General features: G+C 69.2%; 10 protein-coding genes and 2 pseudogenes. 10 read left to right on the forward strand and 2 right to left on the reverse strand.

Annotation, left to right across the window (positions count from 1 at the left end; genetic code table 11):
- The 5 genes and pseudogenes from I5I_RS17525 to I5I_RS06785 all read left to right on the forward strand — a co-directional run.
- Window positions 1-124, forward strand: a pseudogene (locus I5I_RS17525) (threonine synthase); the annotation flags it as partial.
- Entirely contained in the window at window positions 121-1,065 is a 945-nt protein-coding gene (thrB, locus tag I5I_RS06770) for a homoserine kinase (RefSeq protein WP_036317966.1), read from the forward strand. The pseudogene I5I_RS17525 and the gene thrB, both read left to right, overlap by 4 nt.
- Window positions 1,066-1,231: 166 nt before the next feature.
- Window positions 1,232-3,274, forward strand: coding sequence for a transcription termination factor Rho (gene rho / locus I5I_RS06775; protein ID WP_036317969.1), 2,043 nt, complete (start codon window positions 1,232-1,234; stop codon window positions 3,272-3,274).
- 11 nt (window positions 3,275-3,285) lie between these two features.
- Window positions 3,286-4,362, forward strand: coding sequence for a peptide chain release factor 1 (prfA, locus tag I5I_RS06780; protein ID WP_036317972.1), 1,077 nt, complete (start codon window positions 3,286-3,288; stop codon window positions 4,360-4,362).
- Window positions 4,363-4,407: 45 nt separating this feature from the next.
- The gene (locus I5I_RS06785) at window positions 4,408-4,812 is read left to right on the forward strand and encodes a phage holin family protein (RefSeq protein WP_036317974.1); all 405 of its coding nucleotides are present in this window, start codon (window positions 4,408-4,410) and stop codon (window positions 4,810-4,812) included.
- Window positions 4,813-5,058: 246 nt separating this feature from the next.
- On the opposite strand, the gene epsC is transcribed toward I5I_RS06785, so the two are convergent.
- Together epsC and cysK are read right to left on the reverse strand one after the other, a co-directional pair.
- Window positions 5,059-5,664 (reverse strand): serine O-acetyltransferase EpsC, encoded by a 606-nt coding sequence (gene epsC, locus I5I_RS06790; protein WP_036285880.1) that lies wholly within the window; start codon window positions 5,662-5,664, stop codon window positions 5,059-5,061.
- Window positions 5,665-5,672: 8 nt separating this feature from the next.
- Window positions 5,673-6,611 carry a cysteine synthase A gene (gene cysK, locus I5I_RS06795; RefSeq protein WP_036317977.1) on the reverse strand — a complete coding sequence of 313 codons (939 nt, stop codon included), beginning with the start codon at window positions 6,609-6,611 and terminating at the stop codon, window positions 5,673-5,675.
- Between the two features lie 178 nt (window positions 6,612-6,789).
- Between cysK and prmC the strand changes: the two genes are divergently transcribed.
- The 5 genes and pseudogenes from prmC to I5I_RS06820 all read left to right on the forward strand — a co-directional run.
- Window positions 6,790-7,671, forward strand: coding sequence for a peptide chain release factor N(5)-glutamine methyltransferase (gene prmC, locus I5I_RS06800; RefSeq protein WP_036317978.1), 882 nt, complete (start codon window positions 6,790-6,792; stop codon window positions 7,669-7,671).
- A 53-nt stretch (window positions 7,672-7,724) separates the two neighbouring features.
- Window positions 7,725-8,420, forward strand: coding sequence for an L-threonylcarbamoyladenylate synthase (locus I5I_RS06805; protein WP_036317980.1), 696 nt, complete (start codon window positions 7,725-7,727; stop codon window positions 8,418-8,420).
- On the forward strand, window positions 8,417-9,598 hold the full coding sequence (locus I5I_RS06810; RefSeq protein WP_036317983.1) for an MraY family glycosyltransferase: 1,182 nt from the start codon (window positions 8,417-8,419) through the stop codon (window positions 9,596-9,598). Before I5I_RS06805 ends, I5I_RS06810 begins: the two co-directional genes overlap by 4 nt.
- Window positions 9,595-10,131, forward strand: a complete 537-nt coding sequence (locus tag I5I_RS06815; RefSeq protein ID WP_036317986.1) for a membrane protein — start codon at window positions 9,595-9,597, stop codon at window positions 10,129-10,131. The genes I5I_RS06810 and I5I_RS06815 overlap by 4 nt, the downstream gene beginning before the upstream one ends.
- Before the next feature lie 45 nt (window positions 10,132-10,176).
- Window positions 10,177-10,941: pseudogene (locus I5I_RS06820) on the forward strand (F0F1 ATP synthase subunit A); the annotation flags it as partial.

Below are 10,941 nucleotides of genomic sequence, written 5' to 3' on the forward strand. Positions count from 1 at the left end.
GGTCACCGGACACGGTCTGAAGGACCCCCAGTGGGCCCTGCGCAACGCCGATGGCACCGAGGTCGAGCCCACGGTGGTCGATGCGACCACCAGTGAGGTCGCGTCCGTCCTCGACCTGGCATGACCACCCTCGCTTCCGTGGAACGCTCCGTCGCGGTCCGTGTACCCGCCACGAGTGCCAACCTCGGTCCCGGGTTCGACACTCTGGGCCTCGCTCTGAGCTCGTATGACGAACTCACCGTCACCGCTCTGCCGGAGCGTGGACTGGAGATTCTCGTGTCGGGCGAGGGGGCGGCCGATGTCCCGACCGATGCTTCGCACCTGGTCGTGCGCTCGATGGCCTACGCATTCGAGGCCGTCGGGCGCGAGATGCCCGGCATCCGTCTGGAGGCGCACAACACGATTCCGCACGGGCGGGGCATGGGATCGTCGGGTGCCGCCGTCGTCGCGGGTCTGCTCGCGGCGAAGGGCCTGCTCGCCGGCGAGGTCGAGATCGGCCCCGATGCGCTGCTGCGCCTCGCGACCGAGCTCGAAGGACATCCCGACAACGTCGCTCCCGCCCTGTTCGGCGGACTGACGATCGCGTGGATGGACGAGAACGGTCCGCAACACAAGAAGCTCCTCGTGCACCGCGGCGTCTCGCCGCTCGTGTTCGTTCCCGATTTCACGATGTCGACCGCCGTCGCCCGAGGTCTCGCACCCCTTCAGGTGCCTCGTGAGGATGCCGTGTTCAACGTCTCTCGCTCTGCGCTGCTGATCGCAGCCCTCACGCAGAGCCCGGAGCTGCTGATGGCCGCCACCGAGGACAAGCTGCACCAGTCGTACCGCGCGCAGGCGATGCCGGCGACCGATCAGCTCGTCCGCGCGCTGCGGGCACGTGGCTTCGCCGCCGTCGTCTCCGGCGCAGGGCCCAGCGTGCTCGTGCTCGCGGACGGCCCGGGTCAGCGTCTGGAGGCGGCGGAGGTCGCGGCATCCGTGACGGACACCCCGTGGGAGCCGCGCATGCTCGCCGTCGACGTCAAGGGTGGTACAGTGAGGAACCATACGGAGGGTGCCACGGCGTGACCGTGAATCTGGCCTCCGTCGCAATTCTGCGAACCACCGCATAACCCTCACGTTGCACCATCGCGCGTCTGAGCTAAGACGTGCATGCGCGCACGAGAGCGGTAGCGCCTGTCGTGGACGGCGCGATGCGGACGGTATCCGTCCACATGCCTACGAAGGAGAACTCGTGGAGTCCCTCTCCGAGATCCAGACTGAGAACACCGAGAACGTCGAGGGCGCGCAGTCCGCCGGCGCCGAGGAGACCACCGCCGACGAGACCACCGCTGCCGCAGAGGAGTCGGCTGCCGAGGCCGTCCAGACCGAGGCGCCCGACGTGGAGGTGCCTTCGGATGCCGAGGCACCCGCCGCGGCGGAGCCCGAGGCCGCGGCGGAGCCTGAGGCCGCGGCGGAGCCTGCGGCGGTCGAGCCGGCTGCCGCGGAGGTCGAGCCCACCGCCGAGCCCACCGCCCCTGAGGCCGAGCCCGTCGCTGCGGAGGCACCGGCTGTCGCCGAGGAGAAGCCCGCGAAGGCTCCCCGCAAGCGTGCGCCGCGCCGCGCGAAGAGCACCGATGTCCCGCCGGCCGAGCCGGCCGCGGACGAGGCTGCTGCCGACGTGACCGAGGGCTCGACCGCAGAACCCGTCGCCGCGACGCCGACGACCGCCGACGAGGCGCCGGCCGCCGAGACCGCGCCCGAGAGCGCCGAGAGCGACACGAGCGCCGCCGTGGCGGAGACCGCAGACACCGCCGAGACGGCCGAGACCGAGGGCGCCGCCGCCGACGCGTCGGCCACCGCGGAGGGCGCGTCGGAGACCGAAACCCCCAGCCGCAGCCGCTCGCGCAGCCGCAGCCGCAGCCGCAACCGCGGGCAGCGCGGTGAGAACGGCCAGGGCGCGCAGAACGCTCAGGGCAATGCGTCGCCCGCCGCCTCCGACGAGAGCGCCGACAGCGACGACGAGCAGTCCCAGGGCCGCGGCCGCCAGCGCAACAAGCGTCGGGGCCCGGCGCAGAACGGCGACGAGTTCGAGACCGAGATCGGCGAGGACGACGTCCTCATCCCGATCGCCGGCATCCTCGACGTCCTCGACAACTACGCCTTCGTGCGCACGACCGGCTACCTGCCGGGTGCGAGCGACGTCTACGTCTCGCTCGGCCAGGTCAAGAAGTACAACCTGCGCAAGGGCGACGCCGTCGTCGGCGCCATCAAGCAGCCGCGCGAGGGCGAGCAGTCCAGCCGCCAGAAGTACAACGCGCTCGTGAAGGTCGACGCCATCAACGGGCTGTCGGTCGACGACGCCGCCGAGCGTGTCGAGTTCGGCAAGCTCACGCCGTTGTACCCGCAGGAGCGCCTGCGCCTGGAGACGGCGCCCGAGAAGCTCACGCAGCGCATCATCGACCTGGTCGCCCCCATCGGCAAGGGCCAGCGCGGCCTGATCGTCGCGCCCCCCAAAGCCGGCAAGACGATCGTGCTGCAGCAGATCGCGAACGCGATCGCGACGAACAACCCCGAGGTCCACCTCATGGTCGTGCTCGTGGACGAGCGTCCCGAAGAGGTCACCGACATGCAGCGGACGGTCAAGGGCGAAGTCATCGCCTCGACCTTCGACCGTCCCGCCGAAGATCACACCACGGTCGCTGAGCTGGCCATCGAGCGCGCGAAGCGACTCGTCGAGCTCGGCCGCGACGTCGTCGTGCTGCTCGACTCGATCACGCGACTGGGGCGCGCGTACAACATCTCCGCGCCCACCAGCGGTCGCGTGCTCAGCGGCGGCGTGGACGCGTCGGCGCTCTACCCGCCCAAGCGGTTCTTCGGCGCGGCCCGCAACATCGAGAACGGCGGGTCGCTGACCATTCTCGCCACCGCGCTCGTGGAGACCGGCTCCAAGATGGACGAGGTCATCTTCGAGGAGTTCAAGGGCACCGGCAACAGCGAGCTGCGCCTGTCGCGCCAGCTGGCCGACAAGCGGATCTTCCCGGCCGTCGACGTCAACGCGTCCTCGACCCGCCGCGAAGAGATGCTGCTGAACCCGGACGAGGTCAAGATCACCTGGAAGCTGCGTCGCGCCCTCGCCGGCCTCGACCCGCAGCAGGCCCTCGAGGTGGTGCTCGGCAAGCTCAAGGAGACGAGCTCCAACGTCGAGTTCCTCTACCAGATGCAGAACGTGCAGATGAAGTCGGTGTCCACGGCCGGCGGCGGCCACAGCCACGGGCACGAGAACAGCATCCGCTGAGCGGGCTCGCCGTGTTCGAGTCCGTCCAGGCGCTGATCGACGAGCACCGCACGGTTCAGGAGGAGCTCTCCGACCCCGCGGTGCACGCCGATGCTGCGCGCGCCAAGCGCGTCAACCGTCGCTACGCCGAGCTGTCCCGGATCGTCGCGGCCCACGATGCGTGGCGAGCGGCGGACGACGACCTCGCGGCGGCGCGTGAGCTCGCCCGTGAGGACGACGCCTTCGCCGAGGAGATTCCGGCGCTCGAAGAGCGGGTCGCTGCAGCGCAGGAGAAACTGCGGCGCCTGCTCATCCCGCGCGATCCGGACGATGCGCGCGATGTCATCCTCGAGGTCAAGGCGGGGGAGGGCGGAGCCGAGTCGGCGCTGTTCGCGGCCGATCTGCTGCGGATGTATCTGCAGTACGCGGCATCCATGGGCTGGAAGACCGAGCTGCTGGAGCGCAACGAGTCCGACCTCGGGGGCTACAAGGACGTCCAGGTCGCGATCAAGGGTTCCTCCAGCGACCCGGCGCAGGGTGTCTGGGCGCACTTGAAGTACGAGGGAGGGGTGCACCGCGTGCAGCGTGTGCCCGCCACCGAGTCGCAGGGCCGGATCCACACCTCGACGACGGGCGTGCTCGTCTTTCCCGAGGTCGATGAGCCCGAAGAGGTGCAGATCGATCCCAACGACCTGAAGATCGACGTGTTCCGCTCCTCCGGTCCCGGCGGCCAGTCGGTCAATACGACCGACTCCGCGGTGCGCATCACCCACCTGCCCACCGGCATCGTCGTGTCGATGCAGAACGAGAAGAGCCAGCTGCAGAACCGCGAGGCCGGCATGCGCGTGCTCCGCGCCCGCCTGCTCGCCAAGCAGCAGGAGGAGCGGGATGCCGCGGCATCCGATGCCCGTCGTTCGCAGATCCGGGGGATGGACCGTTCGGAGCGCATCCGCACGTACAACTTCCCCGAGAACCGCATCGCGGACCACCGCACGGGCTACAAGGCCTACAACCTCGATCAGGTGATGGACGGGGCGCTCGGCCCGCTCATCGAGTCGGCGATCGCCGCCGACGAAGAGGCGCGACTCGCGGCGCTGGGCGCCGACTGACCCCCGCGGACGGATCGAGGCTCCGAGGGGCGCTACGCTCGCGTCATGATCACGTTCCTGCTGCGAGCCGTCGTCTTTCTCGCCTCCGCTGCGGTCGGCCTCATCGTCGCCGACATCGTGCTGCCGGGCTTCAGCATCGATTGGCGCAGCCCGGTGGGGTTCATTCTCGCAATCGTCATCTTCGCCGTGCTGCAGAGCGTCCTCGCGCCGTGGTTGGCCCGGGTGGCGCAGCGAAACGCTCCCGCCTTCCTCGGCGGCATCGGGATCGTCTCGACCTTCGTCGCGCTGGTGGTCACAGCGCTCATCCCGGGCGCCGGACTCACCATCGGCCTCCCGTGGTGGACCTGGATCGTCGCGCCGATGATCGTCTGGGTCGTCACCGCGATCGCGGCGTTCCTGCTGCCGGCCGTGCTGCTGAAGAAGAAGGTCCAGGACCGACGCGAGAGCTGAGGCGCCGGGTCCGGCGGTGGTGGCGGCGCGGTGGTCCTCGTCCCACTTTCGGTGACCGTTGTCCCCTTTGCTGCGGCGAGTGTCCCGGAAGGTGCTGTTGTGGCGGCGTGTCGCCAGCGTTTTGTGGGACATGGACGGCGGGCCGGCGTCCGCCACCACCGGCATCCGCACCGTCACCGTTACTCGGCACCCCACGCCGCCACCCGTAGCAGCGGCCATCACCCGCATCGCCACCCGGCGCGCGTCTCAGATGAAGTACTCGGGCGTCGTCAGCAGCGCGCGCGTCTCTTCCCCCGCGCGGCGGGAGCGAGCCGTGGCGGGGACACCGACCAGCACGGAATCAGCGGGAGCGTCGCGAGTGACGACGGCATTGGCGCCGACGACCGAGCCGGCGCCGATCGTGATCGGGCCGAGGATCTTCGCTCCCGCGCCGACCGCGACGCCGTCACCGAGGGTGGGGTGCCGCTTACCGGCGTCGCGTGTGCGTCCGCCCAGCGTCACGCCGTGGTAGAGCATCACGTCGTCGCCGATCTCGGCGGTCTCACCGATCACGACGCCCATGCCGTGATCGATGAAGAAGCGGCGGCCGATCGTCGCGCCGGGGTGGATCTCTACTCCTGTCACCCACCGCGCCGCCTGGGAGAGAGCCCGCGCGGCGAAGCGCCACCCGCGGCGCCACAGCGCGTGCGCGACGCGGTAGATCCAGATGGCGTGCAGGCCGGAGTACAGAACCGCGATCTCCGCTGCGCCGCGGGCTGCGGGGTCTCTCAGCTTCGCGGCCGCGATGTCTTCACGGACGCGTGCGAAGGCCCCGAGCCGCGGCGCAGCGGTATCGGTAGAGGTGCCACTCACGCGGGGGATCAGTCCTCGCGCAGGTGCTCGTAGAGCGCGGTGGAGAGGTAGCGCTCGCCGAAGGAGGGGATGATCACGACGATGTTCTTGCCCTCGGCCTCCGGACGCGCGGCGATCTGCAGGGCTGCCCAGATGGCGGCGCCCGACGAGATGCCGACCAGGATCCCCTCGGTGGTCGCCACCTCTCGTGCCACGCGGATGGCGTCGTCGAACTCGACATCCACGACCTCGTCGATCACGCCCTGGTCGAGGATCTCCGGAATGAAGTTGGGACCGATGCCCTGGATCTTGTGGGGTCCGGGGGTTCCCTTGGTCAACAGCGGGGAGTCGGCGGGCTCGACGGCGATGACCTTCGCCTCGGGCACGCGCTCCTTGAGGACCTGGCCGACACCCGTGATGGTTCCGCCGGTGCCGATGCCGGCGACGAAGTAGCCGATCTCCCCGTCGGTGTCGCGGAGGATCTCCTCCGCCGTCGTCTTGCGGTGGATGGCGGGGTTCGCCTCGTTCGCGAACTGCTTGGCCAGGACCGCGCCCGGCGTGGCGGCGGCGATCTCCTCGGCCTTCGCGACCGCGCCCTTCATCCCGAGTGCGGGCTCGGTGAGCACGAGCTCCGCTCCGTATGCCTTCAGGAGCATGCGGCGCTCGACCGACATCGATGCCGGCATCGTGAGGATGACCTTGTAGCCGCGTGCGGCGCCGACCATCGCCAGTGCGATGCCGGTGTTGCCGCTCGTGCCCTCGACGATCGTGCCGCCGGGCTGCAGTGCACCGGAGGCTTCGGCCGCATCGACGATGGCGATGCCCAGACGGTCCTTCACGGAGGACGCGGGGTTGTAGAACTCGAGCTTGGCGAGCACCGTGCCGGGCAGGCCCTCGCTGATGCGGTTCAGGCGCACCAGTGGGGTGTTGCCGAATGCGCTCGTGATGTCGGAGTGGATGCCGGACATGGCTTGCCTTTCGTGCGGGGCGGGTGTCGCCGGGTCGCGCGTTCGTGCGCGCCCTCGTCAGCGTGTCGAACCAGCCTAAGCGTCGCCTGTATTCCCGAGTCGAATGTGACGAATCTTCACGGTGGGTGCGGGGCTCCCGCGGCGGGTCCGAGCGCTCGCGGCTAGGGTGGAGAAGCTGATGACCTCTCCGCCTGTCTCCGGCCCGCCTGCCGACCTGTCCGCGCTGCTGCGCGCCGCGTCGGCGACCCTCGCCGCCGCGGGCGTCCCCACGCCCGACGTCGATGCCGAGTTGCTCGCCGCCCATGTGCTCTCCCTTCCGCGGGGTGAACTGCTCGCCGCTGCTCTGCGCGGCGACCGGGCTCCGGACGATACCGCGGCGTTCGACGAGCTCATCCGCCGCCGTGCGACGAGGGAGCCTCTGCAGCACCTCATCGGCGTCGCTCCGTTCCGCCATCTGGAACTGCGCGTCGGGCCCGGGGTGTTCGTCCCGCGTCCGGAGACGGAGATGGTCGCCCAACTCGCGATCGACGCGTTGCGTGCCGTGCCGGACGCCGCGCCCATCGCCGTCGACCTCGGGACGGGATCCGGGGCGATCGCCCTGGCAATGGCGACCGAGGTTCCGCACGCGCGCGTGCACGCCGCCGAGAACGCCGTCGACGCGTATGTCTGGGCGAAGGAGAACTTCGCGGCCCACGCCCCCCAGGCGCGACTCGCGTTCATCGACCTCGCCGATGCCTTCCGCGAACTCGACGGCACGGTCGCGGTGCTGGTGTCCAATCCGCCCTACGTTCCCGATGCCGCCATCCCGCGTGACCCGGAGGTACGACACTGGGACCCTCCGAGCGCCCTCTATGGCGGAGCGGACGGCCTGGACGTCGTCCGAGTGCTCTCCGAGGTCGGTCTGCGCCTGCTGCGTTCCGGCGGAACGCTCGTGATCGAGCATGGCGAGTGGCAAGGAGCGCCCATCCGTGCGCTCCTGGATGCGGCCGGGTGGCGGGCCTGCGCCACACATCCCGACCTCACCCTCCGCGACCGCGCGACGACGGCCATCCGTCCCTGACCGCTCCCGTCGCTGAGCGCGTCGAGCCGCTCGAAACGTAGACTGGTGGGGATATGTCTGAGTTCTTCGACGCACGCGACGCCGAGCAGCTGCTTCCCGGGCTGCGCAAGGCGCGCCAGGCCATCGGTCGCGGCGAGCTCATCGTGATGCCGACCGACACGGTCTACGGCATCGCCGCAGACGCCTTCAGCGCGAGCGCGGTCGCCGCGCTCCTGGCCGCGAAGGGCCGCGGGAGGCAGTCGCCACCGCCCGTGCTCGTCGCCGGTCTGTCCACCATGCGCGCGCTCGTCGCAGAGGTCCCGGCCCCGGTCGAACGCCTCGTCGAGGAATTCTGGCCCGGCGGACTGACGATCGTGCTGCCGTCGCAGCCCTCGCTGTCGTGGGATCTGGGAGACACGCACGGCACCGTCGCGGTGCGCATGCCCGCCGATCGCATCGCGCTTGAGCTGTTGGAGGACTGCGGGCCGCTCGCGGTCTCCAGCGCCAACCTCACGGGCAAGGCCGCGGCCGTCGACGCGCACAACGCCTACAGCATGCTGCGTGACAGTGTCGCGGTGTATCTGGACGGCGGCCCCTCCACGCACGGCGTCGCTTCGACGATCGTGGACGCGACCGGACTGGTCGGGGCCGGCGATCGTCCCGTCCGGGTCCTGCGTGAGGGCGCCGTGTCGCGCGCGCGCCTGCGCGAGGTGCTCGGTGACCTGCTCGAACCCGATCCCGAACCGCTCGACGACGCCTCCGCGTCATGAGGTTCTATCTACTCACCGTCCTGCTGACGGGCGCGGCGACGCTCGCCTTCACGTGGGCGGTGTGGCGGATCGGCATGCGCTTCAAGCTCTATCCCGAGATCCGCGAGCGCGACGTGCACACCACACCCAAGCCGCGCGTCGGCGGCGTCGCGATGTTCCTCGGCGTGCTCGTCGCCTTCGCGCTGTCGTCGCAGATCCCGTACTTCTCCATCTTCTGGGCCGATCCCGCCGTGATCTGGTCGCTGCTGGGCGCCTCCGCACTGATCGTCGTCGTGGGCGTCGCCGATGACCTCTTCGACCTGGACTGGATGATCAAGCTCGGGGCGCAGTTCCTGGCCGCCGGCATCGTCGTCGGCTTCGGCGGCATCCAGATCTTCTTCATCCCGTTCGGCCAGCAGTTCGTCGTGTCGAGCTTCGCCAGCTTCGCGATGTCGGTCGTGGCGATCGTCATCGTGATGAACGCGGTCAACTTCATCGACGGCCTCGACGGTCTCGTCGCCGGCGTCGCGCTCATCTCCAACGCCGTCTTCTTCGTCTACTCGTATCTCGTCGCCCGCGATACCGGCGCGTCGAGTTACTCGAGCCTGGCATCGTTCATCGCCGTCGCGCTGATCGGCGTGTGCATCGGGTTCCTTCCCCTCAACTGGAATCCGTCGAAGCTGTTCATGGGCGACTCCGGAGCGCTGCTGCTCGGCCTTCTCATGGCGTCGTCGGCGATCGTATTCACGGGCAACCTGCCGCCGGCGCTGCTGGGCGACAACGACGTGTTCGGGCGTTCGCAGCTGCTCGGCGCGTTCATCCCGATCCTGCTGCCGGTCGTGGTGGTCCTCCTGCCGCTGCTCGACTTCGGGATGGCGATCGTGCGTCGCATGGCTCGCGGCAAGTCGCCGTTCTCGCCCGACCGCAAGCACCTGCACCACCGCATGCTCGACATGGGACACAGCGATCGTGATGCGGTGCTCATCTTCTACGCGTGGACCGCGGTCGTCTCGGTGGGCGTGCTGCTCATGTACATCGGCACGACCCAGGGGTGGCCGGGCGATTACACGGTCGGCGTGGTCTTCGTCCTCATCGGCGTCGCGGCCTGCCTCGTCGTCACCCTGCAGCCGTCCGTGCGTCCGCCCGCGTCACCGACCGGTGCCGCCACGTTGTCCGATCCGACCTCGAGGAATCCATGACCTCCCTCTCCAGCACCCCCGTCCTGCGCACCACACTGCTGTGGTCGGCCGCGGCCACGGCCGCGCTCGCGGTGGCCGGCGCGATCATCGGATTCGCCGTCGCCGGCGCCTCCGGGCTGTGGAGCGCGATCATCGCCATCGTCCTCGCCGCCGTGTTCCTCGGCTTCACCGCGGGGACCATACTGATCGCGAACCGGTGGTACGGCGACGCGCTCTACGTGCCGATCTTCTTCGGCGCCGTCATGGGCGGCTGGCTCCTGAAGTTCGTCGTCTTCCTGGTCGTGCTGTTCCTGCTGAGGGGGCAGCCGTGGCTCAACCCCGGAGTCTTCTTCGTGGCGCTGGTGGTCAGTGTGGTCGCCTCCCTCGTCATCGACGCGGTCGTCATGACACGGATGCGCATCCCCGCCGTCAGCGACGTGACGCTGCCCACCCTTGCGGAAATCGCCGACGAGGCGCGTCAGCCGGCACCGCCGGAGGAGGGGGATGCCGCGGGCGGTCCGTCGCACGCGGACGATAACGCCCCGCGGGGCTGATAGGCTGTCTCTGCGCCCGTTCGCGCTCCGCGAAACGCGTGCGCAGTGACGCTCACACCGACCATCGTCGCACCGGATCACTCCGGTGCCCCGAAGCTGGAGCCAGCGCTGTTTACCCAAGCTGCGACACTGATCGCCAAGACCGCCGAAGACGGCGGCTTCCACGGCCCGTCCATCGATGAGTTCTTCCCGGACGTCCTTTTCAGCGTCCTGGGTGTCCCGGTCACGCGGATCCACCTCATCCAGTTCATCGCGACGATCGGTCTCGTGCTCTTCCTGTGGCTCGGCACTCGCCGCATGCGCGTAGTTCCGGGCCGGTTCCAGAGCATCGCGGAGATGGGCCTCGACTTCGTGCGGGTCAACATCGCCGAAGACCTGCTTGGCAAGAAGGACGGCCAGCGATTCCTGCCGATCCTGACGACCATGTTCTTCATGATCCTGTTCTTCAACATCACAGGAATCATCCCGTTCATGAACCTGGCGGGCACGAGCATCATCGCCGTCCCGCTCATGCTGGCGGTCATCAGCTACGTCACGTTCATCTACGCCGGGATCAAGAAGAGCCCGAAGAACTTCTTCAAGAACGCACTGTTCCCCTCGGGCGTGCCCCCGTTCCTGTACATCATCGTCACGCCGCTCGAGTTCCTCTCGACGTTCATCATCCGACCCGTCACCCTGACGCTGCGACTGCTGATGAACATGATCGTCGGACACCTGATGCTCGTCCTGGTCTTCTCAGCGACGCAGTTCTTCCTCATCACCCTCGGTGGCTGGTGGTCGGCTCTGGGCGCGGTTCGCTCGCCTTCGGTC

This window comes from Microbacterium sp. B24, from assembly GCF_000333415.1.
GTDB lineage: Bacteria > Actinomycetota > Actinomycetes > Actinomycetales > Microbacteriaceae > Microbacterium.

Bases quoted from the DNA above. Each gene is read 5' to 3' on its own strand.
- I5I_RS06810 (WP_036317983.1), top strand. From the start codon at position 8,417: ATGAGGTTCTATCTACTCACCGTCCTGCTGACGGGCGCGGCGACGCTC.
- prmC (WP_036317978.1), top strand. From the start codon at position 6,790: ATGACCTCTCCGCCTGTCTCCGGCCCGCCTGCCGACCTGTCCGCGCTG.
- I5I_RS06785 (WP_036317974.1), top strand. From the start codon at position 4,408: ATGATCACGTTCCTGCTGCGAGCCGTCGTCTTTCTCGCCTCCGCTGCG.
- I5I_RS06805 (WP_036317980.1), top strand. From the start codon at position 7,725: ATGTCTGAGTTCTTCGACGCACGCGACGCCGAGCAGCTGCTTCCCGGG.
- thrB (WP_036317966.1), top strand. From the start codon at position 121: ATGACCACCCTCGCTTCCGTGGAACGCTCCGTCGCGGTCCGTGTACCC.
- cysK (WP_036317977.1), bottom strand. From the start codon at position 6,611: ATGTCCGGCATCCACTCCGACATCACGAGCGCATTCGGCAACACCCCA.
- I5I_RS06815 (WP_036317986.1), top strand. From the start codon at position 9,595: ATGACCTCCCTCTCCAGCACCCCCGTCCTGCGCACCACACTGCTGTGG.